Origin of the sequence: Microbacterium sp. NPDC028030, from assembly GCF_040637855.1 — a bacterium.
In the GTDB taxonomy this organism is placed as follows: Bacteria; Actinomycetota; Actinomycetes; order Actinomycetales; family Microbacteriaceae; genus Microbacterium.
Genome location: NZ_JBEZXF010000003.1, coordinates 31050 through 55418, shown reverse-complemented (window position 1 = coordinate 55418; position 24369 = coordinate 31050). Strand labels below are relative to the sequence as shown.

Here is a 24369-nt window from a genome sequence, read left to right as displayed (position 1 = left end):
ATCCGAGACGAACCCATGGCTGAGTGGTCTCAGACGTCCCGCCTTCGTGTTGCCGGGAACACCCGCGTCGCGACGATAGGGTCGTGACATCCGCGCGTCTGCGGATTCGGGCGGGGGGAATGCGATGCGGCGAGGTCTGATCGGTGGAGCGGTGCTCGCCGTGCTGTGGTTCGTGTGCGGATGGGTCCCGTACTTCCTGTACGCGGCGGGCGGCAGCCTGGCGACCCTGGCGCAGCTGGTCCCGTCGCCGATGGGCCGCGGCGTCTTCGGCAGTCCGCTCCTGTGGGCCGTCGTTGTGCAGCTGCTCATGGCGACGGTGCTCATCACGGGTTTCGCCGTGCTCTCCACGAGGCTCTCCGCGGGTCGCGCGTCCTTCGCCGGCGGCTGGCTCGCGGCGGTGCTGAGCGCCTTCGCCATCGGAGCCGCCCTCGATCTGGGCAGCTTCCTCACGTGGGTGGGCAGTTTCGGGATCGGCGGAGCCGTCGGCACCATGGGGGCGGCATCCGAGTCGACCTGGTGGGCCGTGGTCGTGGGGTGGCTCCCGGCGCTCGTGAGCATGCGGCAGCGGCCGATGCCCGACACCGAACCGGTGCCTCCTCGCACGTCTCGCACGACCGGGTCGCTCGTCGTGTCGCTGGTGGCGGTGCTCGCGCTGGTCCTGCTCCCCATCGCGGCCGAAGCCGGCGCCGCCGCCACGCAGGAGCGACTGCGCGAGGAACAGGCCACAGCGCAGGGGGAGGCCGATCCGAGCGGCGCGGCGGCCCCTGACCCGTCCGCAGCGGGAGAACCGGTCCCGACGGCGGCACCCGGAGAAGGCTCGGCTGCGGAGGGGGCGTGTACCGCCGAGAACACGACGATCCTCGCTCCCGCGCCCGACGGCGCCACCGGGCACAGAGGGCAGTCGCTGTCGCTCGTGAACGTCTCGGAGGAGACGTGCGTCGTCGAGGGGTATCCCGATGTCGCATACGGCGACCAGAACGGGCACGTCCTCGACGTGTCGGTCGAACACGGCCGCTCCTTCATGGCGGAAGACCCAGGGGCCGCGCCGATCACCCTCCAGCCGGGGGAGTCGGCCTCGGCCGTGATCGGATGGGATGCGAACTCGGAGCAGGGGCAGCTCGCCGCCCGGAGTCTGTGGATCGCCGTGGCTTCAGGGCAGGAGAGACTCTCCTGGGAGATGCCGCTCGACATCATCCAGGGCGCGACCGTGCATGTCACGGCATGGCAGGCCGCAGCGCCGCCGGAAGGCTGACGCCTCAGGCGAGCAGCTGGTGCCTGGCGAGGTCGCGGTACAGGGGCGTCGACTCCACGAGCTCGGCGTGCGTGCCCTGACCGACCACGGCGCCGTCCTGCAGCACCACGATCAGGTCGCTGTCCACGACGGTCGAGAGACGGTGCGCGATCACGACGAGCGTCCGGTCGGTCGACACCGCGTCGATCGCCTCGCGCATCCGCTGCTCGTTCACTCCGTCGAGTGACGACGTCGACTCGTCGAGCAGCAGGATGGGGGCATCCGTGAGCAGGGCGCGGGCGATCGCGAGACGCTGACGTTCGCCGCCCGACAGCATCACGCCGTCTTCGCCGACGGGCGCGTCGACGCCGAGGGGGTTGCGCTCCAGCACGTCCGCGAGGTTCACCGCGCGCAGCACGCGCTCGCAGTCCGCGTCGGAGGCGTCGGGGGATGCGAGCCGCAGGTTCTCCGCCAGCGTGCCGGCGAGAGTCGGGGCATCCTGCTCGACGTACCCGAAGTGGGCGCGGAGCTCGTCCCGAGGGTAGGTGCGCGCGTCGTGGCCGGCCACGCGGATCGACCCGCCGGTCGGGTCGTAGAAGCGCTCGATGAGCGAGAGGATCGTGCTCTTGCCCGCGCCGCTCGGACCGACCAGAGCCACTCGGGCGCCCTGCGGGACGGAGAAGGAGACCCCGCGCAGCACCTCATGGTCCTCGACGGCAGGGGAGGCGTCCTCCGCGGACTCCAGGTGGGCGTCGGCGAGCAGGTTCCTGGCCTCCCTCGCCGCTGCCTGGCGGGCGGCCACGACGTTCGCGGGATAGTGGAAGCGCACGTCCCGGAACTCGATCGCCGGGGCGTCCGGAGCGGGGTCCTCCCGGGGGACCGCGGTGGCGATGGCGTCGTCGTCCTGCGACTCCGTCGGCAGGTCGAGCACCTCCTGGATGCGGCCGAGGGCGCCGAGGGCCTGATTCACCGAGGTGATCGCGCCGAAGGTCGTCGCAAGGGGCATCACGAGCAGGAACAGGAACATGATGAACGCGATCAGCGAGGCGATGGTGATCGCCCCTGCGGCGACCCGGAATCCGCCGACGCCGAGGACCACGAGCAGCGACAGCTGCAGAGCGATGCCGGAGACGGGCACGACGAGGGAGGAGATCTTGGCGATGCGCACGCCGATGCCGTAGGTCTCGGATGCGAGGTCCGTCACCGCGGCGGCCTCTCGCTCGGTCGCCCCGGAGGCGCGGATGGTGCGGATCGAGCCGATCGCGCGCTCCACGCCGGACGCCAGCTCGCCGACATTCATCTGCTGCGCCGTCGACGCGGTGCGGATGCGTCCGCTGAGCAGCACGACCACGGTGACCGAGATACCGATCACGACAACGATGAGCAGGAGCAGCACGGGGTCGATCACCAGCATCGCGATGAGCGCGCCGAGGAACAGCACGGCGCTGCCGACGGCATCCGCGAGGCCCTGCGTGAGCACGGCGTACAGCAGCGTCGTGTCGGTGCCGACGCGCGAGACGAGGTCGCCGGTGCGGCGGGCATCGAACTCCGAGGTGGGAAGGTGCAGGATCCGTGCGATGAGCTTGCGACGGCTCGAGTACACGACCGCGGTCCCGGTGCGCTGCAGCAGGTAGTGCTGGAAGCCGGAGATGACCGACGACACGATCACGAAGCCGACCAGGAGCCACACGAGGATCCCGATCCCGGTGTCGGACTGCACGGCTTCGATCACCTGACCGACGAGCAGCGGCTGCACGAGCGAGGTCGCGGCGCCGACGACGCTGAGCACGGCGACCACGATGAGGGTGCGCTTGTGCTCGAACAGGAAGGGGAGGAGCTGGCGGAAGGTGGCGCGCGGGCCCTCGGGCTGTGCGCCACGGCCGCGGCGGCGTGCGGTCGCGGAACCGGACATGGTGACCTCGATCTGGAGATGGTACTTCGACCGTACTTCGTGCCGGCTCGAATCCTATGGGCGGGCTGTATGCGGCTCAGGAACGGCCGAATCGGCGATGCGCCGCCTGCTTGCTCACACCCAGTGCGCTCGCGATCGCCTGCCACGAGTATCCGAGGTTGCGGGCGCGGCGCACGTTCGCCTCCTCGGCGCGGGCGATCTCCTTGCGCGTCTCGGCGAGCCGGTGCAGGGCGGCCAACGGCTCGCCGTCCGGGTCGACGGCTGATGCGGTGTGCACGTTCATGGGAACCTCCTCCGTCAATACTCGTTGACGCACGAGCGCGTGTCAACACGTATTGACCCGCCCCTGCGCTCCCGTGCCCTCGCCCTCGACCTCGGCCTCGCGCCCCCGGCCCCGCACCCTTGCCCTCGGCCTCGGCCTCGGCCCCGGCGCTCGTTTCGGAGGGGATTCGCGCTTCGGAGGGTGCTTGAGCGCTTTCGGCCCTCCGTTGTGCGAATCTCCTCCGATGTGACGAGGTCCGAGGGCCGCGGATCTTGCTGCACATCGCGCCTCGCGCATGCCTCGGCCTCGGCCCCGGCGCTCGTTTCGGAGGGGATTCGCGCTTCGGAGGGTGTTTGAGCGCTTTCGGCCCTCCGTTGTGCGAATCTCCTCCGGTGTGACGAGGTCCGAGGGCCGCGGATCTTGCTGCACAACGTGCCTCGCGCATGCCCCGGCCCCGCGTCCCCGGCGCCGCGCCCTGGCCCCGCGCCTCGCGCCCCCGCGCCCTCGCTTGGCAGGGGAATCGCGCTTCGGAGGGCGCCTGAGCGCATTCGGCCCTCCGTCGTGCGAATCTCCTCCGTTGTGACGAGGTCCGAGGGGCGGATCTCCTGCTGCACATCGCGACGTGCCCCCGAGTTCTCCACCTCACCCGCAGGACCTCGCTAGCGTCGGGACGCGTGCCCGGCAGCCCTGGCACCGTGAGGGGATGCGGAGAGGACTTCCCGACACCGGACCACACGGGGTGCTGCCTGTGCGCACGCTCATCGAGGCTGGAGCGACGCGTGACGCCATCGCGAGCGGGATCGCGCGTGGGGAACTGATCCGCGTGCGACGTGGATGGGTGAGTACACCGGGAGCGGATCCGGTTCTCGTCGCGGCGGCGCGGACGGGAGTGGTCGTGAGTTGCATCACCCAGGCGCATCGGCTCGGCCTCTGGGTCATCGACGACGGTGAGACCCACGTGGCTGCGCCTTCTCACGCGGGACGCGTGCACGTGAATGCGCACGTCCATTGGGAACGACCGGTCGTCCCGAGAGAGCCCGGCCTCCTCGAGGACCCGATCGAGAACGTCCTCGGGATCGTCGCGCGATGTCAGCCGAGAGATGCGGCCCTCGCGGTGTGGAACTCGGCCCTTCGCGCGGGCCTCATCGACCTGCAGCTGTTGCGCCGGCTCCCTCTTCCCGCCCGGGCGCGGAAGCTCCTCGACGAGGCGACTCCCTTCGCGGATTCCGGCTTGGAGAGCATGGTGGTTCCCCGCCTCCGTTGGCTCCAGCTGCCGCTACGTCGTCAGGTCTGGATCGACGGACATCGAGTAGATCTGCTCATCGGCGACCGGCTCGTGCTCCAGATCGACGGCGGACACCACGTCGGTCCGCAGCGCACGGAGGACATCGACCACGACGCGCGACTGATGCTCCGCGGCTACCACGTCATCCGGGTCGGGTACGAGCAAGTGATGAACCATTGGCCCCAGGTACAGGAGCGCATCATGCGGGCGGTGGCGCAAGGGCTGCACCGCGCTTCGTGACGCCGCGATCGCGTGCCTCCCACGCCGCACGCCGTTGCGCCGCCGTGCCTCCGTGGGCCGCACCCCCGTGCGTCGTGCCTCCGTGCGTCGTGCTGCCGCGCCGCAGTGCCTCTGTGCGTCGTGCCGCCGTGCGTCGTGACGCCGTGCCCCGTGCCTCCGTGCTGCCGCGCCGCCGTGCCTCCGTGCCTCGTGCCTCCGTGTGTCGTGTGTCGTGCCTCCGTGCCTCCGTGCCTCCGTGCGTCGTGCCTCCGTGCGTCGTGCGTCGTGCGTTTGTGCCTGTGGCGGGCCCGCAGTTCGGAGGGGATTCGCGCAGGGGAGGGCATGCCGAGAGGAAAGGCCCTCCGTTGTGCGATCTTCCTCCGGTGCGCCGACCGGTGCCCACGGCATCGCGCCCGGCGTGGCCCCGCAGTTCGGAGGGAATCCGCGCAGGGGAGGACGAACGTGCGGGAGGCGTCCTCCCCAGTGCGAATGTCCTCCGAACTGCGAGCGACCCCCGCCCGAGCGACCCCCGCCCGCGCCGCCCCGCGCCGCCCCGCGCCGCCCCGGATCAGAGTTCGACGGCTGCCGCGAGGCCGAGGTCGTCCTCGTAGTCGTGGTCCTTCGTCTCGGGGGTGAGGACCAGCGCGATGAAGGTCAGCACGCCCATCGCCGACAGGTACAGGCCCACCAGCCACGGCGCACCGCCCGCTGCTTCCCACAGCTTCAACGCGATCAGGGGAGCCACGGCCGCCCCGAGGATCGACGACACGTTGTACGCGATGGCCGAACCGGTGTAGCGCACGTTCGTCGGGAAGAGTTCGGGCAGCAGGGCGCCCATGGGCCCGAAGGTCGCTCCCATCAGCATGAAGCCGAACACCAGGAACGCCTGCACCAGTGCACCCGTGAACTTCGGGTCGACGGCCGGCAGCAGGAAGGTGTTGAACGAGAGTCCGAAGACCACGATCAGTCCGGTGACCCAGAGCAGGAGCTTGCGTCGGCCGATGGCGTCGGCGATCGGGCCGGAGAGCAGCGTGAAGAGGCCGAAGAACACGACGCCGATGATCTGCATCAGGACGAAGTCCGTGTAGCCGAAGCCCAGTCCGGGATAGAACTGTGCGGCGAAGGCGTCGGGGTCGAAGGCCTTGCCCGTCGCTTCCGCGGCAGCCCTGGCCGCGGCCGACGCGGTCTCGAGGTCCGCGGCCTTGGTGCCGTAGGTGAGCGTGAAGTTCGTCATCAGGTAGAACAGCACGTACGTCGCGAGCATGATGAAGGTGCCGAGGATCAGCTGCTTCCAGTGGTGGCGGAAGACCGTCGCGAGCGGCAGCTTGCGGATCGTGCCCTTGGTCTCGGCCTTCTTGAAGGTCTCGGACTCCACGAGCTTGAGCCGGACCCACAGGCCGATGATGACCATGACGGCGGAGAACAGGAAGGGGATGCGCCATCCCCAGGACAGGAACGCCTCGGACTTCAGGATGGGGTTCTCGGGGTGCGGCAGCAGCCAGTTGATCGCGAGGAACAGCCCGTTCGCGATGATGAAGCCGAGCGGCGCACCCAGTTGCGGGAAGGAACCGTACCAGGCGCGCTTCCCCTTGGGGGCGTTCTCGGTGGCGACCAGGGCCGCACCCGACCATTCGCCGCCCAGCGCGAACCCCTGTGCGAGACGCAGCAGCAGCAGGAGCAGCGGTGCCACCCAGTTGATCTGCTGGAACGTGGGAAGAAGGCCGATCAGGAACGTGGCGATGCCCATCGTGAGAAGCGAGGCGACGAGCGTGGCCTTGCGGCCGAACTTGTCCCCGAAGTGCCCGAACACGACGGCGCCGATCGGTCGCGCGACCATCGCGGCGCCGAACACCGCGAAAGAGGAGAGGAGCGAGGCGGTGTCGTTGTCACTGGGGAAGAACAGGGTCGGGAACACGAGCACGGCCGCCGTCGCGTAGACGTAGAAGTCGTAGAACTCGATCGTCGTGCCGACGAGGCTCGCAGTGATGACGCGCGAACGCGGGTTCGCCGGCGCAGGGGCAGTACTCATGTCTCATCTCCGTTCAGCCCTGGTATACCAAGGCACCCGGGTGAGTTTACGCCTTCCTGAGTGTTTGCTGTGTGCAGGACCCTCTGCCGCCCGCGCGTAGAGTCGGGTGCGACCGCGAGGGGAGACGTGATGACGACACGGATGCTGCTGCTGGCCGACACGCACGTTCCGGCGCGGGCGCGACGACTTCCGGATGCGGTGCTGCGCGCCGTGGACGAGGCGGATCTCGTCGTGCACGCCGGGGACTGGATCGACGAGGCGACGCTCGACCTGCTCGAGGCGCGCTCACGGCGGCTGTGCGCCGTCTACGGCAACAACGACGGGGAGGGTCTCCGCGCACGGCTGCCGGAGGTCGCGATGCTGCGGGTCGAGGACGTCGAGATGGCGGTGATCCACGAGACCGGACAGGCCTCGGGACGCGAGCGGCGCATGGACGTGAGGTTCCCCGACACCGATCTGCTCGTGTTCGGGCACTCCCACATCCCCTGGGACTCGGTCTCGCCGGCGGGGATGCGCCTAGTGAACCCCGGGTCGCCGACCGATCGTCGCCGGCAGCCGGTGTGCACCATGATGACGGTCCTGATCGACGGCGCCCACGTGGATGCGGCGCTCGTGCCGGTGCCGTGATCGTGCGACGAGAGCACGCCGCGGACGAGGTGCCCGTATTCCGGGCTCCGATGCGTTCGCGCGATGACGGGATCGTCGAGGGCGCGGCGGTCGAACGCGCGCTCACGCTCGGCGTGTGCGGGGTGGGCGGCCGCCTGGAGCGGGTGCCGTCCTCGATCACGGAGGCCCTCGGCGCGGTCGACACGCGTCACGGCGAACGCCTGGCTCGAAGGCTCGAGAGGTTCGCCTTCGCACCGGACGGCGCGTTCGTGTGGACGCGTGATGTCGAGGGTCTGCTGTGGCTCGGTCGCCTGGCCGGTCCGTGGCGTTACGACCCCACGGTGGCCGCCGACGCGGTCGATCTCGTCCACGTGCGCCCGAGCGTATGGGCCGAGGTGCCGATCGACGCGTCAGAGGTTCCCGCCGCGGTGCGCGCGACCTTCGCCCGCGGCGGCCGCAATTGGCAGCGCGTCAACGACCCGGAGGTCTCCGCACGGTCAGCTGCACTCTGGGAGCAGCGTGCCGGTGCTTAGCGTGCCGTCGTCATCCCGCGCCGACGCGGCGACGGGCTCAGCGCCAGATCGCGGCGATGCCCGCGTTGACCGCGGTCAGGATGCCGACCAGCCAGAACATCGCGGGCGGGATCGTGCCGGTCTTGCGCTGGCGTCCCGCTCCGATGCCGAGCAGAGCCCCGATCACGAGCAGGATCACGAGCTTCGTGCCGATCTTGGCGTAGTTCATCTCCACGCCTTCGGGCAGGCCCCACGGCGCGGCCAGAGCGAGACCCGCGATCGCGGCGATCGTCATGCCGATGCTCATCAGCTGGGTGAACTCCCGCTTGCCGCCGAAGGCCTGCACCGCCCACGCGCCGAAGAGCACGGCGAAGCCGATCAGGTGGACGAACAGCACGATGTGGCGGAGGGTCTCCATGCCCTCACCGTACGAGGGGCGAGCAGCTCTGCGCTAGCAAGGGCAGGCTGACCTCAACCGCGGAGCTGCCTGATCACGAGCGCCGTGCGGAGTGCCGCATCCGCGGCCTCGGCGCCCTTGTCCTCCTTCGACCCCTCGAGCCCGGCGCGATCGAGTCCCTGCTGCTCGTCGTCGAGCGTGAGCAGCCCGAAACCGACCGGCTTGCCTGCGTCGAGCGAGACGCGGGTGAGCCCGTCCGTCGCCGCGGCGGACACGTACTCGAAGTGCGGGGTGCCGCCGCGGATGATCACGCCGAGGGCGACGACGGCGTCGGCACCGCCGGCGAAGGCGGCCTGCGCGGCGACGGCGAGTTCGAACGATCCCGGCACACGCACGAGCCGATAGTTTGCCTGTGCCGCGTCCAGGACACGCTGTGCCCCGGCGATCAGGCCGTTGGAGATCGTCTCGTGCCAGGTCCCGGCGACGATCACGACGTTCAGCCCCCGTCCGTCGATGTCGCCCGTCCGGGGTGCTCCTGCGCCGCTCATCTCTCGTCCTTTCCGTGGGCGAGCGCCTCTGCGAGCTCCGCTTCGCCGATGATGTGACCCATCCGGTCACGCTTGGTCTCCAGGTACTGGTGGTTGTTGGGCCCCACCCCGACGATCAGCGGCACCTGCTCGATGACGTCGAGGCCGAGCTCGCGCAGCTGCTGCACCTTGTCGGTGTTGTTGGTCAGCAGCCGCACGCTCGACACGCCGAGGTCGGCGAGGATCCCGGCCGCTGCGGCGTAGTCGCGGGCGTCCGCAGGCAGGCCGAGTGCGAGGTTGGCGTCGACCGTGTCGAGGCCCTCCTCCTGAAGGCTGTAGGCGCGGAGCTTGTTGATGAGGCCGATCCCTCGCCCTTCGTGTCCGCGCATGTAGATGACCACGCCGCCCTCCTGCTCGATCGCGTCGAGGGCCGAGTCCAGCTGCGGGCCGCACTCGCATTTCAGCGAGCCGAACGCCTCGCCCGTCAGGCACTCGGAGTGCACGCGCACCAGCGCGGTCTCGCCGAGCTCGCCGGAGACCACGGCGATGTGATCGGTTCCGGTGACGCGGTCCTTGTAGGCGAGGAAGCGGAAGACCCCGTGCGTCGTCGGCACGGTGGCATCGGCGCGCAGGCTCACTCGACGCCCGCGGTGCGCGGTCGGTGTCGCGCCTTCGGGGTCGATCTCGTTCAGGTGCGCGATCAACTGCTCGATCGTGATGACCGGCACGCCGTCGCGGGCTCCCAACTCCTGCAGACCGGGAAGACGCATCATGCTGCCGTCCTCGGCCACGACCTCGGCGATCGCGCCGACCGGGCGCAGGCCCGCCAGCTTCATGAGTTCGACGGCCGCCTCGGTGTGACCGCTGCGTTCGCGCACTCCGCCGTCGACCGCGCGCAGAGGCAGCACATGCCCAGGGCGGATGATGCTGGTCGCGGTCGATTCCGGGCTCGCCAGCACGTTGAGCGTGTGTGCGCGGTCGCCGGCGCTGATGCCGGTCGTGACGCCCTCGGCGGCATCGACGCTCACGGTGTACGCGGTCGAGCGGGCGTCCTCGCTCGCGGCCACCATGGGCGGCAGGTTCAGATGGTCGGCGAGGTCGGCCGGCATCGGGGCGCAGATGAAGCCCGAAGACCAGCGCACCGTCCAGGCCACCCACTCGGGGGTCGCCAGTTCGGCTGAGAGCACGACGTCGCCCTCGTTCTCCCGGTTCTCGTCGTCGGCGACGAGCACGGGGCGCCCGGCGCGCAGCGCGTCCAGGGCCTCGGGGATGGTGGAAAGGCTCATCGCGAGCCTCCTTCCGGTATGGTGCGGAACGCGAGCAGGCGCTCGACGTGCCGCGCGAGGATGTCGGTCTCCAGGTTCACGCGGTCTCCGACGGCGCGGATGCCGAGGGTGGTCGCGGCGAGCGTCTCCGGGATCAGCGAGATCTCGAACCAGGGGGAGGGGTCTGCGGGCTCGCTGACGGCGCTCACCGTCAGCGAGGTGCCGTCGACCGAGATCGAGCCCTTGTCGACGACGAGCGGGGCGAGCTCGCCGGGCAGGCTGATGCGCAGCACGCTCCACTGCGCGCCGGGGCGCACCTCGAGCACCTCGCCGACGCCGTCGACGTGGCCCTGGACGATGTGCCCGCCCAGTCGCGCACCGACCGGCATCGCCTTCTCGATGTTCACGCGGGTGCCGACCGTGGCGGAGCCGATCGCGGCGACGTCGAGAGTCTGCTTCATCACGTCGGCGTCGAACGTGTCGGCGGTCGAGTCGACGACCGTGAGGCACACACCGGAGACCGCGATGGATTCGCCGTGCACGGCATCCGCCGCGGCACGTGGAGCCCGGACGGTCAGGCGCCACCCGTCGCCCGCGGGGGCGATAGCGATGATCTCGCCCATCTCCTCGATGATTCCGGTGAACATCAGGCGGCTCCTTCGTCCGTGGGGGTGTGGTGGGGTTCTGCGGGCCGCGCGATCGCCAGCAGGTCGGGTCCGAGGGGGACCCACTCCTCGACCGTCAGGCGACGTGCTTCGGCGATGGATGCCACCCCGATGTCGGTGAGCGCCAGGCGGTCGCCGCCGAGGAGCACCGGAGCGAGGTAAGCGAGCACGCGGTCGGCGAGTCCCGCTTCGATGAAGGCGCTCGCGAGGGTCGGGCCGCCTTCGACGAAGAGGCTCTGGACGCCACGGGCATGGAGGTCGGCCACGACGGCGTGCAGGTCGTGCGTGTCGAAGAACAGCGGGGTGTGCGGATGCCGGTGCACGGCGGCGTCGGCCGGGGCGGGCCGTGATCCGATGACCACGGGGATCGGCTGGTGCGGGAGCAGATCGCCGCCGTCGCGGGCGGTGAGAGCCGGGTCATCGGCGAGCAGCGTGCCGGTTCCGACGGCGATCGCGTCGGCCTCTGCCCGGCGGCGATGCACGTCAGCGCGGGCGGCTGGTCCGGTGATCCACTGACTCGAACCGTCGGCCGCCGCGGCGCGGCCGTCGAGGCTCTGCGCCCACTTGACCGTGACCTGCGGGCGCCCGAGTCGCTGCGCCGTGAGCCAGCCGTCGATCAGGGCGTGCGCGGCGGCCGCCTGCTCACCGGCTTCCACATCGACACCCGCGGCTCGAAGGCGTTCGGCGCCTCCGCCCGAAGCGGCCCCCGGGTCGTCGAGGGCGTACACGACGCGGGCGATGCCGGCCTCGATCAGTGCGACGGCGCACGGTCCGGTGCGCCCGGTGTGGTTGCAGGGCTCCAGGGTCACGACCGCCGTGGCGCCTCGCGCCTCGCCGGGAGCGAGCTTCGACAGCGCGTCGACCTCGGCGTGCGGGGTGCCGGCGCCGTGATGCCAGCCCTCGGCGAGGACCGTGCCGTCGGGGGAGAGGAGGACCGCTCCGACCTGCGGGTTCACCCCGCGGGGGCCACGCCGGGCGAGCTGGAGTGCGCGATCCATCGCGCTGCGCTCTGCCGCGTTGACTGCCATCCCTCGTCCTCCTCTGAGGCTCCGGGGTCAGACAGGGATGGCGGAACGGACGCACGGATGCGTCTCGTGCTGCCTCCCTTCCGGACTAGCGAGGTCTCCCTCGCATCACCGTCGGTCCCGGAATTCCACCGGATCGGCATCCCGATCTCTCGAGACGCTCGCGGACTGTCACCGCCGGTTCGGATTCTCACCGACCCCGGAGCACGTTGTTGCTCTGAGTGTACTCAACGCATCTGCACGCATTTCATTCCGAGACATGGACTTCGGTCGGTCGGCGCGTGCGGCACTCACTTCAGCAGTCGCGAGAGTCGCCGGTCGGCGAGCACCTTGCCGCCCGTCTGACAGGTGGGGCAATACTCGAGAGAGCGATCGGCGAAGAACACGCTGCGGATCGTGTCTCCGCACACGGGACAGGTCTCGCCGCGGCGCGCGTGCACCTGCATCCCTCGGCGCTTGGCGTCTTTGAGGTCGGCGGGCGGTTTGCCGGACGCCTCGGCGACCGCGTCGGTCAGGGTCTCGCGCATGGCCTCGAAGAGACGATCGACCTCGGCGTCGTCGAGCTTCCCGGCGATCGCGTACGGCGACATCCGCGCCGCGTGCAGGATCTCGTCGGAGTAGGCGTTGCCGATCCCGGCGATGACCCCCTGGTCGCGCAGCAGGCCCTTGATCTGCATCCGCCGATCGTCCAGCAGGGCGGCGAAGGCGTCTCGGGTGAAGGCGGGGTCGAGCGGGTCGGGGCCGAGCCGTGCGATTCCCGGAACCTCCTGCGGGTCCCGCACCACGTAGACGGCCAGCGACTTCTTGGTGCCGGCTTCCGTGAGGTCGAACCCGCTGTCGTCGTCGAGCGCCACGCGCAGCGCGATCGGCGACTTGCCCGGTTTGATCAGCGTCGTCGGCAGATTCTCGTACCAGCGCAGCCATCCGGCCTTCGCGAGGTGGAACACGAGGTGCAGGTCGTCGCCGCAGGAGAGGACCACGAACTTGCCGAGACGGGCGGATGCGGTGATCGCGGCGCCCTGCAGTGCGCTGATCGGCGGATCGTAGGTCTTGAGCGCGGCGATGGCCGCGACGCTCGCGCGGGTGATGGTGCGCCCGACGGCGCGCTCGGCGAGGAAGGCGGTCAACCCCTGGACTTCCGGCATCTCCGGCATGTCCTCATCCTGTCATCGGCGTCGGACACTGTCACGCACCACAGGATTCAGGGCGTCGCGCGGGTTCCTCAGAGCACGGGCCAGTCGACCGGCGTGCGGTCGTCGTCGGGCAGCAGCCCCGCGATCCAGCCGTCGTCCCGACCGCGCGGACTCGTGAGGGCCTGACGCTGCAGGCCCTCGTAGCGGAAGCCGAGGGCACGGGCGGCACGGGCGGAGGCGATGTTGCCCGCCACGGCCTGCCAGCGGATGCGGACGAGCCCCAGCTCGGCGAAGCCCCAGTCGATGACCGCCCTGGCCGCCTCCCCGAGGTACCCCTTGCCCCGGGCGCTCGGCGTGACCCAGAAGCCGAGTTCCGCGTGGGGACCGGTGAAGTGCTCGCCCACGTTGTGCAGGCCGATCATGCCGACCAGCTCATCGTCTGCGCGGATGCCCCACACGGTCTCCGAGCCCTCCGCCCACTGATGAGCGACGAGGCGCACGAACGCCTCGGCGTCTCCGCGGCCATACGGCCTCGGCACGGTCGTCCAGCGCTGGATCTCCGGGTCCTGGCACGCCTCCGTGATCGCGTCGACGTCGGCTTCCGTCGGCGCGCGCAGCACGAGTCGTTCGGTGGTGAGGGTGACGGAATCCATCAGATCAGCCTAGAGGCGCGCGGCCGGAGTGTCGGCGGGCGCGACTAGTCTTGTCCGGTGACTGTTCCGGGGATTCTGCGCGCCTTGGAAGAGGCGTCTCTGTACCGTGACGCCCTCCAGTGGGCGCACACCGACGCCGATCTCGGCCTGGTCGACGGCCTCGACGCGCCGGCCCTCGCCGGTCTGCTCGAGAAGCGGGCGCGCGGCGGGCATCCTGCGGCGCTCCTCGCCGTCGTCCCCACGGGGCGTCGGGCCGAGAGCCTCGCGGTGGCGATGGAGTCGTACCTGCCAGAGGCCGAGATCCTCACCTTCCCCGCGTGGGAGACGCTGCCGCACGAGCGGCTCAGCCCGAGTCCCGACACGGTGGGGCACCGTCTGCAGACGCTCCGTCGGATCGCCGAGTGGTCGGGCGAGAACCCGCTCGTCGTGGTCGCCTCCGTGCGGGCAGCGTTGCAGCCGATCGCGGGAAACCTCGGCGAGATCGCGCCGCTCGAACTCGCCGTGGGCAGCCGCGGCCATGAGCTCGACCGCGTCGTCGAACAGCTGGTCGAGCGCGCCTACTCCCGAGTCGACATGGTCTCGCGCCGCGGTGAGTTCGCGGTGCGCGGCGGCATCCTCGACGTCTTCCCCGCGGTATCGGAGCATCCGTTCCGCGTCGAGTTCTTCGGCGACGAGATCGACCAGATCCGTGCGTTCTCCGTCGCCGACCAGCGGTCGCTTCCCGGCGATGTCCCCGGTGTGGACCTCCCGCCGAGCCGCGAACTGCTCCTCACGCCGGACGTCCGCGAGCGCGCGCGTGCACTCGTCGGCGGTTTCCCGGCCATCGCCGGCATGCTCGAGAAGATGGCCGAGGGCATCCCGGTCGAGGGCATGGAATCGCTGCTGCCCGCCGTGGCGGGACCGTTGAAGTCGCTCGCCGAGTACCTGCCGGCCGGGAGTGCGACGGCTGTCGTCGATCCCGATCGCTCCACCGCCAGGGCGATCACGCTGGGCGACACCAACCGGGAGTTCCTCGATGCCGCGTGGAGCGCTGCCACGTCGGGAGCCTCCGCTCCCATCGACCTCGGTGCCGGCGACTTCCTGACCATCGACGCGCTCCGCGACGTCGTCCGCGAGCGCGGTGGCGTGTGGTGGCGGGTGAGCCCGTTCGGCATCAGCCTCGGCGACGGCGACGCGGCCTCGGATGAAGACGCCGCGAACGCCGCCGCGTCGGTGATCCCGTCCTTCCACGGCAACGTCGACGGCGCGATCTCCTTCGTCGAGGCGAAGACGACCGCGGGGTGGCGGGTGGTCGTGATCGCCGCCGGTCACGGACTCGTCGATCGGGCGCGCGATGTGCTCTCCGACCGCGGCCTCGCGGCCCGCGTCGTCGACGCCCTGACCGATGCACCCGACGCGGGAGTGGTGACGCTCGTCACGGGCTCCGTGGAGGCCGGATTCCAGGTGCCGGAGGCGAAGCTCGCGGTCCTCACCGACAACGAGTTCTACGGTCGGACGATCGGCGGCGACCAGCGCGTCGTCAAGAAGCTGGCGTCGCGGCGGAAGAACGTCGTCGATCCGCTACAGCTCAAGCAAGGCGACTTCGTCGTGCACGCGACCCACGGCATCGGGCGGTTCGTGGAGATGACGCAGCGTGAGGTGTCGACGGGCGGGCGGAACGCCACGAAGTCGGTGCGCGACTACCTCGTGCTCGAGTACGCGCCGTCCAAGCGCGGGTACCCGGGCGACAAGCTGTTCGTGCCGACGGACCAGCTCGACTCCCTGTCGAAGTACGTCGGAGGGGAGGCGCCGACGCTGTCGAAGATGGGCGGCAGCGATTGGGCACAGGCCAAGGGCAAGGCCCGCAAGGCCGTCCGCGACATCGCCGTCGAGCTCGTCAAGCTGTACTCGGCGAGGATGAGCGCGAAGGGGCACGCGTTCGGCCCGGACACCCCGTGGCAGCGCGAGCTGGAAGAGGCGTTCCCGTTCGCCGAGACGCATGACCAGCTGCAGACGATCGATGAGATCAAGGCCGATATGGAGCGGCCCATCCCGATGGACCGCCTCCTCTCCGGTGACGTCGGCTTCGGCAAGACCGAGGTCGCCGTCCGTGCGGCGTTCAAGGCGATCCAGGACGGCAAGCAGGTCGCGATGCTGGTGCCGACGACCCTGCTCGTCAAACAGCACCTCGAGACGTTCACCGAGCGCTTCGCGGGCTTCCCCGTGAAGGTGCGACCGCTCTCGCGCTTCCAGACCGACAAGGAGGCGCGCCTCACGCTGCAGGGACTCCTCGACGGCACGGTCGACATGGTGATCGGAACCCACCGCATCCTCACGGATCAGGTCATCTTCAAAGACCTGGGGCTCATGATCATCGACGAGGAGCAGCGGTTCGGCGTCGAGCACAAGGACGCGCTCAAGAAGATGAAGACCAACGTCGACATCCTCGCCATGAGCGCCACCCCGATCCCGCGCACGCTCGAGATGGCTGTCACCGGCATCCGCGAGATGTCGACCCTGGCGACGCCGCCCGAAGATCGGCATCCGATCCTCTCGTTCGTCGGACCCCGCAGCGACAAGCAGATCGCGGCCGCGATCCGCCGCGAGATCCTCCGAGAGGGTCAGGTGTTCTTCGTGCACAACCGCGTGCAGTCGATCCAGCGTGTCGCCGCGCAACTGGCCGAACTGGTGCCGGAGGCGCGCATCGCGGTGGCGCACGGTCAGATGGGCGAGCACCTGCTCGAGCAGGTCGTCGACGATTTCTGGGAGCGCAAGTTCGACGTGCTCGTCTCGACGACGATCATCGAGACCGGACTCGACATCTCGAACGCCAACACGATCATCATCGATCGCGCCGACAAGTACGGTCTGAGCCAGCTGCACCAGCTGCGAGGCCGTGTCGGCCGCGGGCGTGAGCGTGCGTACGCGTACTTCCTGTACGACGAGCTGAAGCCTCTGTCGGAGACGGCCGCCGACCGGCTGCAGACGATCGCGGTGAACAACGAGCTCGGCTCGGGCATGCAGGTGGCGTTGAAGGACCTCGAGCTGCGTGGCGCGGGGAACATGCTCGGCGCGGAGCAGGCGGGTCACATCGCGGGCGTGGGCTTCGACCTGTACCTGCGCATGATCGGCGAGGCCGTGGCGACGTTCCGCGGAGAGGAGGTCGAGACGGGTCAGGAGCTGCGGCTCGAACTCCCGCTCGACGCCCGCATCCCAGAGGACTACATCGACAGCGAGCGGCTGCGTCTCGAGGCGTATCAGAAGCTCTCGGCGGCCTCCGCGGCGACCGCCAAGGACGGGGCGATCGACCTGGTCGTCGACGAGCTCGTCGACCGCTACGGGGCACCGCCGGCGGAGGTCGAAGGGCTGCTCGCCATCGCACGGCTGCGGCGGCGCGCCGCGCGGGCTGGCCTGACCGACGTGGTCGCCATGGGCTCGAACCTCCGCATCGCGCCGGCGCATCTCGAGGACTCGATCAAGGTGCGGCTGCAGCGGCTCTACCCGAAGGCGAAGCTCGTCTCCGGGGGAGAGGCGCTCGTCGTGCCGATGCCGACCGTCGCCTCAGCCGTCGGCGTGGGGGTCGAGCCGCTCCCCGACGCCGAGCTGCTGGAGTGGGTCGCGCAGCTGTTCACCGCGATCTTCCCCGAGCCGGTGAAGGTCGAGTAGCGCACGGCGGCAGCGGCGGGACTAGTCTGGCCGCATGTTGTACGAGCACCTCGGGGCTCGCCCCCGCATCCACGACACCGCCGTCATCGCCCCCACCGCCGTCATCTCCGGCGACGTGGAGGTAGGCCCGGGGTGCCAGGTGCTGCACGGTGCCGTGATCACCGCGGAGGGCGGCCCGATCACGCTCGGGGCGCATGTGATCGTGATGGAGAACGCGCTGATCCGGGCCACCGCGGCGAATGCGGTGCACATCGGATCGCACACCCTCGTCGGGACCCTCGCGAGCATCGCCGGGGCGACCGTGGGCGAGGAGGTGTTCTTCGCGTCCGGTGCCCGCATCTTCAACGGAGCCCTGGTGGGCGACCGCTGCGAGGTCCGCGTCAACGCGATCGTGCATCGGCGCGCCGTGCTGCCGGAGGGCACCGTGGTGCCGATCGGATGGGTCGCTGTGGGCGACCCCGTTCAACTGCTCTCACCCGACCGCGACGACGAGATCGCGGCGGCGCAACCGGAGCTCGACTTCCCCGGACACGTGTTCGGCGTCGACCGCGACACACCCGACCTGATGGTGCAGCTCACGGAGCGCTACGGCAGCTCCCTGGCCCGCCATGCCCACGATCGCCCGCTTCCCGACCTCCCCGCCCGCTGAGGTCTCTCGCCGTCCCTTCCGCTGGGGGCCTTCTCGTGAGGGGTCAAGACACGCCCTATCCTCGTGCGGACTCGCGGCTTGTCATGACCCCTCACGCGAGGAGCGCGCGAGAGCGCGCGCGAGGGAGGGCGAGTGCGGGTCAGATGACGCCCTGTGCGAGCATCGCGGCGGCGACGCGCTCGAAGCCCGCGATGTTGGCTCCGGCGACATAGTCTCCGCCGACGCCGTGACGCTCTGCCGCATCGAAGGCGGCGTCGTGGATGTCGGCCATGATCTCGCGCAGCTTGTTCTCGCTGTCGGCGAAGGTCCAGCGCTGCCGCGAGGCGTTCTGGCTCATCTCCAGTGCGGAGGTCGCGACGCCGCCGGCGTTGGCCGCCTTGCCGGGGGCGAACAGCACGCCTGCCTTCTGGAACGCCTCGACGGCCTCGGGCACGCAGGGCATGTTCGCACCCTCCGACACGGCTCGAACGCCGTTCGCGATCAGCGCTTCGGCATCGGCGAGGGCGACCTCGTTCTGCGTGGCCGAGGGCACGGCGATGTCGACCGGGACCTCCCAGACGCTGCCGCCTTCGACGAACCGGGCGCTCGGACGACGGTTCGCGTACTCGACGATGCGGGCGCGTTCGACCTCCTTGAGCTGACGGAGCAGATCGACGTCGATGCCGGCGTCGTCGACGACGTAGCCGGAGGAGTCGGAGGCCGTCACCGCGGTCGCACCGAGCTGGGTGGCCTTCTGGATCGCGTAGATCGCGACGTTGCCCGAGCCCGAGATGCCGACGCGCTTGCCGGTGAGGGAGTCGTTATGCACCGCGAGCATCTCCTGCGCGAAGAACACCGCGCCGTAGCCCGTGGCCTCTGTGCGCACCTCCGCTCCGCCCCAACCGGTGCCCTTGCCGGTGAACATGCCGGACTCGTGGCGGTTCGTGACCTTGCGGTACTGGCCGAACAGGTAGCCGATCTCGCGGCCGCCGACGCCGATGTCGCCCGCGGGGACGTCGGTGTGCTCGCCCAGGTGGCGGTACAGCTCGTTCATGAACGACTGGCAGAAGCGCATGACCTCGGCGTCGGACTTGCCGTGCGGGTCGAAGTCGGAGCCGCCCTTGCCGCCGCCGATGCCCTGACCGGTGAGCGCGTTCTTGAAGATCTGCTCGAAGCCGAGGAACTTGATGATCGAGAGGTTCACCGAGGGGTGGAACCGCAGTCCGCCCTTGTAGGGGCCGAGCACGGAGGAGAACTGGATGCGGTAGCCGCGGTTGACCTGCAGCTTTCCCGAGTCGTCGATCCACGGCACCCGGAACAGGATCTGGCGCTCGGGCTCGACGAGGCGTTCGAGGATGCCGCCGTCGACGTATTCCGGGTGCTGCTCCAGGACGGGCGCGATGGAGTGCAGCACCTCGTGGACGGCCTGGTGGAACTCCGGCTCGTACGGGCTGCGGGTCAGCACGGTGTCGAAGACGGGCTGCACGGAAGCGGCGAGCGGGTGGAAGTCAGCAGTCGTAGCGGTCACGCGGGAGTGGCTTTCTGGTGGGGGATGGTGGTGCAGGCGATCGTGTCGCGTGAGGCATCGCCGGAGTCGGCGCGAGGTTTCACTCTAGCGGCGGCCGAATGGGGGTCGCGCACCGCTCGGTCGGTACGCCGGTCATCCGGTGTTCTGGAGCCCCGCCGCGACGCCGCTGACCGAGAGCAGGAGCAGCCGCTGCTGCTCGGCGTCGGCGCCAGAGCCCGTCGCTCCGTCGGCCGCGGAGCGCAGCGCCCGCAGCGCACGGAGCTGCAGGAGCGACAGCGCGTCGACATAGGGGCTGCGCAACTGCACGGCGCGTTGGAGGACGGGCTTGTTCTCCAGCAGGCCCTCGCCACCGGTGAGCCGGATCACCCAGCGCCGCGTGACCGCCAGCTCGTCCAGCACGAGCTGAGCCAGGTCGTCGCGGTCGCCGAGGGCCAGGTACTGGCGGGCGATGCGCTCGTCGGTCTTGGCGAGGCTCATCGCCACGTTGTCGATCATGGTGCGCAGCAGGGGCCACTCGCGGTACGCCTCGGCGAGGAGCTCCACGTCGCCGACGGCGTCGAGCGCGGTGCCGAGCCCGAACCATCCGGCGAGGTTGATCCGCGCCTGCGTCCACGCGAACACCCAGGGGATGGCGCGCAGGTCTTCGAGAGACTCCACCGACAGCCCGCGGCGGGCGGGACGGGAACCGAGTGCGAGCAGCCCGATCTCCTCCAGCGGCGTCACGGTGGCGAACCAGGGAGCGAACCCCTCTGCCTTGACCAGGGAGAAGAAGCGCTCGCGGGAGGCGGCGTCCATGATCGAGGCGACCTCGGCGTAGCGCTCGGCCGCGCGGCTGGTGCGTGCCTCCTCGGTGGGAGACGACGCGAGCAGCGTCGCCGCCGCGACCTGGTCGATGTGCCGCATCGCGATCGCGGGCTCGCCGTACCGGGCGAAGATCACCTCGCCCTGCTCGGTGAGCTTGAAGCGGCCGTCGACCGAGTGCGGCGGCTGCGCGAGGATTGCGGAGTTCGCGGGGCCGCCACCCCGACCGAGAGCACCGCCCCGACCGTGGAAGAGGGTCAGTTCGATGCCGGACTCCTGCGCCCAGCGTGCGATCTTCTCCTGCGCCTCGTACAGCGCCAGGTTCGCCGCGACGGGGCCGACGTCCTTCGACGAGTCCGAGTAGCCGAGCATGACCTCGAGGCGATTGTCGGTCGCGGCCATGCGCGCGCGGAACTCCGGGAACGTCACAGCCTCCGCGAGGATGCCGGGAGCGGCCTGCAGGTCGGCGAAGGTCTCGAACAGCGGGACCACGTCGAGCACGGGCGCATCGTCGCCGAGCGCGTAGCGGGCCAGGCGATGCACGTTGGCGAGGTCGGATGCGGCCTGGGTGAACGACACCACGTAGCGCCCTGCGGCGCGGGAACCACGGTCGCGCTGGATCTCCGCGATCGCGCGGAACACCTCCAGCACCTCCTCGGTCTGCGCGCTGACGGACCCGCCCGCATCGAGCTCGGCCAGCGCCTTCGCATGCACCTGCGAGTGCTGACGCACCTCGAGCTCGGTGAGGTGGAAGCCGTACGTCTCGACCTGCCAGATGAGGTGCTGCACGCCGCCGAACGCGTGACGCGTGGCTCCGGCATCCGCGAGCGACGACTGCACGGCTCGCAGATCGGTGAGCAGCTCTTCCGGACGCGCGTATCCGCGTTCGGCGTCACCGCGTCGAGTGGCGGCGACCCGACGCGACAGCACGAGGAGCACGCGGCGATGCGGTTCGTCGGGGGAGCGGGTGGCGAGCTCCGCTGCCAGGTCGGGCTCCGCGGTGGCGAACCGTTCCCACAAGGAGACCACCTCGGCGCTCGGCGGTGTGTCGTCGGCGGCGAGCGTCAGCGTGCGGCCGATGCGGTCGAGGGCGCGTTCGAGACCGCGCAGCACATGGTCGGCCGCGATCTGCGACGCCTCCCTGGTCACGGATGCCGTGACGAACGGGTTGCCGTCGCGGTCTCCGCCCACCCAGGAGCCGATCCGGACGAACGCGGGGACGATCGGGGCGCTGGCCCCAGACTCCTCGCCGCGGAGGGCGTCATCGATACGGCGGTACACGTGCGGCACCGTCGTGAAGAGCGTCTCGTCGAACACTCCCATCACGGTGCGCACCTCGTCGGTCGGTGAGGGCTTCTGCGAACGCAGCGGCGCCGTGCGCCAGAGCGTGTCGATCTCCTCCAGCATCCGTCGGCGCGCGCGGTGCTCCTCGGCGCCGCCCGCGCTCGCCGCGTCGTGCTGGGTCAGGAGTTCGGAGAGGCGGCGGATGCTCGAGGAGACCGCGCGGCGGCGGGCCTCGGTCGGGTGTGCCGTGAACACCGGGTGGAAGCGCAGACCGTCCAGGCGACGGCGCGCCTCTTCGGGGCCGACCTCGGTACGCAGACGCGCGTAGGCGGTGGCGACCGTGTCAGCCGCGTCCTCCCGCCCTGGCTGGCCCGCACGCTCCCGGAGCACGCGCACGCGCTGATGCTCCTCGGCGAGGTTCACCAGGTGGAAGTAGCAGGTGAAGGCGCGAGCGACCTCGTCGGCCCGAGCGACCGTGAACGACTCGGCGATCGCCGCTGCGCGCTCGAACGCGTCGGACGTCTCGTCCTCGTAGGCCTGGATGGTCGCGAGGCGCAGGCGCTCGACGTCGTCGAAGAGGTCTTCGCCGCCGGCTTCGCGCAGCACCTGGCCGAGCAGCTGGCCGAGCATGCGGACGTCGGTTCGCATGGCGTCGGGAATGCCCTGGCCTGCTTCGAAGCGGCCGATCACACGGATGGCCTCGGTGTTCGTGGGCTCGGAAAAGGAATGTGCGGGGGTCACTCCTCGAGAGTATCCCGCGCCGCGGGGGAGTCCTGCACGCATGACGCACGGGGGCGTCTCGCGCGTAGCCATGGCGACAGCGGCGACCAGTCGCGACCTACGATGGAGGGGATGCGCATCTCAGCGAACCCCCTCCGCGGGCAGCAGTTTCCCGCCGTCCTCCTCCTCGTCGCCGCAGGGCTCGGCCTCCTGCTCGCGAACCTGCCGACGCACGACGGTCTCGCCGCGTTCCTCGACTTCCACATCGCGGTGCCCGGCACCGATCTCGACCTGTCGATCGCGCACTGGGTGTCGGACGGGCTCCTCGCGGTCTTCTTCCTCGTCGTCGCCATCGAGCTGCGCCACGAACTGACCCACGGTGAGCTCGACTCGCCGCGCAAGGCCGTGCAGCCCGCGATCGCCGCGAGCGGAGGTGTGCTCGTCCCGATCGCCGTGTACCTGCTGATAGCCGGCGGCGACCCGTCGACGGCCTCCGGGTGGCCGATCCCGACGGCCACCGACATCGCCTTCGCCCTCGGCGTGCTGGCGATGTTCGGCCGTGGACTGCCTTCGCGAGTCCGGGTATTCCTGCTCGCCCTCGCGATCCTCGACGACATCATCGGCATCATCTTCATCGCCGTCCTCTTCGCCGGCGATGTGCAGTGGCTGCAGCTCGGTCTCGCGATCGTCGGCGTCGCGGCGTTCTGGGCGCTCAGCCGCCTCCTGCACGCGAAGGGGCATGCGGCGATCGCGGTGGCCATGGCCGTGGTCGGTGTCGTCACCTGGGGTCTGGTCGCCTCGTCGGGCATCCACGCCACGATCGCCGGGGTGATGCTCGGGCTCGTCATGTCCCCGGTGCCAGCCGGTCGCACCCGTCATGCGCTCGAGCCCACCGTGAACGGCGCCATCCTGCCGATCTTCGCCTTCGTCGCGGCGTTCGTCGTGATCCCCGCGGTCTCGCCCACGCAGTTGTCGCCCGCGTTCTGGGCCATCGTTGTCGCGCTTCCGGTGGGCAAGATCATCGGCATCTCGCTGTTCGGCTGGCTCGCGATGCGGATCCGTCCGAAGGGCGCCGAGCCTGCCCTGCCCTTCGCCGACATCCTCGCGGCCGGCACGCTCGGCGGCATCGGCTTTACGGTCTCCCTCCTGCTGGCGAACCTGGCGTTCGCGAGCGACGGCGGCATCCGCGACCAGGCGATCCTCGGCGTCCTGGTCGGCTCCTTGATCGCGCTCGTCCTCTCCGCTTTCTTCGTGTCATTGCGCGCGCGCTGGTACCGTCGGGTGGCATCCGCCTCCTCGTGAGCGCGTGACCCGGATCCCGATCCACCGAGGAGGACGCGTGAGCTCGCAGCCCGAGAGTCGTGCGGATGCGGATGATCCGCTCCGTGCCGCCGCCGACACGATGCACGCGGTCCGGGAGCGCTGCGTGTGGTCGCAGCAGATCACGCACCGCGACCTCGTGCCGTATCTGATCGAGGAGTCGCACGAGGTGATCGACGCCGTGGAGGCCGGCACCCGCGACGACCTTCGCGAGGAACTCGGCGATCTGCTCTGGCAGGTGCTCTTCCATGCGGCGATCGCGGCGCAGCATCCGGACGACCCGTTCGACATCGACGACGTGGCCCGCACCCTGACCGAGAAGATGGTGCGTCGGCATCCGCACGTCTTCGCCGGCGAGGTCGCCGAGACGCCGGAGCAGGTGCTGGTGCACTGGAACGCCGCGAAGGCAGCAGAGAAGCGGACCCGCAGCAGCGTCCTCGACGGCGTGCCCCGGGGGATGCCCGCACTCGCCCTCGCGCAGAAACTCGCCGGGCGTGCGGCGGGAGCCGGGGTCACGGTGGCTCCGGTTCCGTCGTCGGCGGAGCCGGAATCGGAGGCCGAGCTGGGCCAGGCGCTGCTGGCTCTGGTCTCGACCGCGCGGGCAAAGGGCTGGGACGCGGAGCGTGCTCTGCGCGAGCGGCTGCGCATGCTGGAAGACGACGTGCGCGCCGCCGAAGCCGCATCCTGACCCTCGGCGCGACAGCACCGGCCGACCTGGGAAG

At 70.3% G+C, this 24369-nt stretch carries 20 protein-coding genes and 1 riboswitch; of the genes, 8 read left to right on the top strand and 12 right to left on the bottom strand.

The annotated features are described in order from the left end of the window. Positions 1-124 precede the first annotated feature (124 nt). Positions 125-1252, top strand: coding sequence for a DUF4232 domain-containing protein (locus AB0E56_RS14770; RefSeq protein WP_359800172.1), 1128 nt, complete (start codon positions 125-127; stop codon positions 1250-1252). Between the two features lie 4 nt (positions 1253-1256). On the opposite strand, the gene AB0E56_RS14765 is transcribed toward AB0E56_RS14770, so the two are convergent. Both AB0E56_RS14765 and AB0E56_RS14760 read right to left on the bottom strand, forming a co-directional pair. Further along, positions 1257-3143 carry an ABC transporter ATP-binding protein gene (locus AB0E56_RS14765; RefSeq protein WP_359800170.1) on the bottom strand — a complete coding sequence of 629 codons (1887 nt, stop codon included), beginning with the start codon at positions 3141-3143 and terminating at the stop codon, positions 1257-1259. 76 nt (positions 3144-3219) lie between these two features. After that, positions 3220-3426, bottom strand: coding sequence for an AsnC family protein (locus AB0E56_RS14760; protein ID WP_359800169.1), 207 nt, complete (start codon positions 3424-3426; stop codon positions 3220-3222). 682 nt (positions 3427-4108) lie between these two features. Between AB0E56_RS14760 and AB0E56_RS14755 the strand changes: the two genes are divergently transcribed. Continuing rightward, entirely contained in the window at positions 4109-4930 is an 822-nt protein-coding gene (locus tag AB0E56_RS14755) for a DUF559 domain-containing protein (RefSeq protein ID WP_359800168.1), read from the top strand. A gap of 547 nt (positions 4931-5477) precedes the next feature. Here AB0E56_RS14755 and AB0E56_RS14750 read toward each other — a convergent pair. Continuing rightward, on the bottom strand, positions 5478-6938 hold the full coding sequence (locus AB0E56_RS14750; RefSeq protein ID WP_359800165.1) for an MFS transporter: 1461 nt from the start codon (positions 6936-6938) through the stop codon (positions 5478-5480). 129 nt (positions 6939-7067) lie between these two features. Between AB0E56_RS14750 and AB0E56_RS14745 the strand changes: the two genes are divergently transcribed. Both AB0E56_RS14745 and AB0E56_RS14740 read left to right on the top strand, forming a co-directional pair. Further along, complete coding sequence (locus AB0E56_RS14745; protein ID WP_359800162.1) at positions 7068-7565, top strand: YfcE family phosphodiesterase; 498 nt, start codon at positions 7068-7070, stop codon at positions 7563-7565. A 50-nt stretch (positions 7566-7615) separates the two neighbouring features. Beyond that, positions 7616-8077, top strand: a complete 462-nt coding sequence (locus AB0E56_RS14740; protein WP_359800160.1) for a GAF domain-containing protein — start codon at positions 7616-7618, stop codon at positions 8075-8077. A 37-nt stretch (positions 8078-8114) separates the two neighbouring features. On the opposite strand, the gene AB0E56_RS14735 is transcribed toward AB0E56_RS14740, so the two are convergent. The 7 genes from AB0E56_RS14735 to AB0E56_RS14705 form a co-directional block, all read right to left on the bottom strand. After that, the gene (locus AB0E56_RS14735) at positions 8115-8474 is read right to left on the bottom strand and encodes a Fe-S protein (RefSeq protein ID WP_359800158.1); all 360 of its coding nucleotides are present in this window, start codon (positions 8472-8474) and stop codon (positions 8115-8117) included. A gap of 53 nt (positions 8475-8527) precedes the next feature. Next, positions 8528-9001 carry a 6,7-dimethyl-8-ribityllumazine synthase gene (gene ribH / locus AB0E56_RS14730; RefSeq protein ID WP_359800155.1) on the bottom strand — a complete coding sequence of 158 codons (474 nt, stop codon included), beginning with the start codon at positions 8999-9001 and terminating at the stop codon, positions 8528-8530. Then, entirely contained in the window at positions 8998-10266 is a 1269-nt protein-coding gene (ribA, locus tag AB0E56_RS14725; protein WP_359800152.1) for a GTP cyclohydrolase II, read from the bottom strand. The genes ribH and ribA overlap by 4 nt, the downstream gene beginning before the upstream one ends. Beyond that, on the bottom strand, positions 10263-10892 hold the full coding sequence (locus tag AB0E56_RS14720; RefSeq protein WP_359800149.1) for a riboflavin synthase: 630 nt from the start codon (positions 10890-10892) through the stop codon (positions 10263-10265). Before AB0E56_RS14720 ends, ribA begins: the two co-directional genes overlap by 4 nt. After that, positions 10892-11938, bottom strand: a complete 1047-nt coding sequence (gene ribD, locus AB0E56_RS14715) for a bifunctional diaminohydroxyphosphoribosylaminopyrimidine deaminase/5-amino-6-(5-phosphoribosylamino)uracil reductase RibD (protein WP_359800146.1) — start codon at positions 11936-11938, stop codon at positions 10892-10894. Before ribD ends, AB0E56_RS14720 begins: the two co-directional genes overlap by 1 nt. Positions 11939-12001: 63 nt before the next feature. Further along, positions 12002-12146, bottom strand: a riboswitch (FMN riboswitch). A gap of 79 nt (positions 12147-12225) precedes the next feature. Beyond that, on the bottom strand, positions 12226-13089 hold the full coding sequence (locus AB0E56_RS14710; RefSeq protein WP_359800144.1) for a DNA-formamidopyrimidine glycosylase family protein: 864 nt from the start codon (positions 13087-13089) through the stop codon (positions 12226-12228). A 68-nt stretch (positions 13090-13157) separates the two neighbouring features. Then, a complete protein-coding gene (locus AB0E56_RS14705) occupies positions 13158-13721 on the bottom strand; it encodes a GNAT family N-acetyltransferase (protein ID WP_359800141.1) in 564 nt (187 codons plus the stop codon). Positions 13722-13778: 57 nt separating this feature from the next. On the opposite strand from AB0E56_RS14705, the gene mfd reads away from it, so the two are divergent. Together mfd and AB0E56_RS14695 are read left to right on the top strand one after the other, a co-directional pair. Continuing rightward, positions 13779-17366, top strand: a complete 3588-nt coding sequence (gene mfd, locus AB0E56_RS14700; protein WP_359800139.1) for a transcription-repair coupling factor — start codon at positions 13779-13781, stop codon at positions 17364-17366. A 34-nt stretch (positions 17367-17400) separates the two neighbouring features. Beyond that, positions 17401-18015: a gamma carbonic anhydrase family protein gene (locus tag AB0E56_RS14695; protein ID WP_359800138.1), complete on the top strand. Its 615-nt coding sequence runs from the start codon at positions 17401-17403 to the stop codon at positions 18013-18015. 139 nt (positions 18016-18154) lie between these two features. Here AB0E56_RS14695 and gdhA read toward each other — a convergent pair whose 3' ends face one another. Both gdhA and AB0E56_RS14685 read right to left on the bottom strand, forming a co-directional pair. Next, positions 18155-19522 carry an NADP-specific glutamate dehydrogenase gene (gene gdhA / locus AB0E56_RS14690; RefSeq protein ID WP_359800136.1) on the bottom strand — a complete coding sequence of 456 codons (1368 nt, stop codon included), beginning with the start codon at positions 19520-19522 and terminating at the stop codon, positions 18155-18157. Positions 19523-19654: 132 nt separating this feature from the next. Continuing rightward, a complete protein-coding gene (locus AB0E56_RS14685; RefSeq protein WP_359800135.1) occupies positions 19655-22348 on the bottom strand; it encodes a phosphoenolpyruvate carboxylase in 2694 nt (897 codons plus the stop codon). 111 nt (positions 22349-22459) lie between these two features. Between AB0E56_RS14685 and nhaA the strand changes: the two genes are divergently transcribed. Then, positions 22460-23629 carry a Na+/H+ antiporter NhaA gene (gene nhaA, locus AB0E56_RS14680; protein ID WP_359800133.1) on the top strand — a complete coding sequence of 390 codons (1170 nt, stop codon included), beginning with the start codon at positions 22460-22462 and terminating at the stop codon, positions 23627-23629. 100 nt (positions 23630-23729) lie between these two features. Further along, positions 23730-24335 carry a MazG family protein gene (locus AB0E56_RS14675; RefSeq protein WP_359801245.1) on the top strand — a complete coding sequence of 202 codons (606 nt, stop codon included), beginning with the start codon at positions 23730-23732 and terminating at the stop codon, positions 24333-24335. Positions 24336-24369 lie beyond the last annotated feature (34 nt).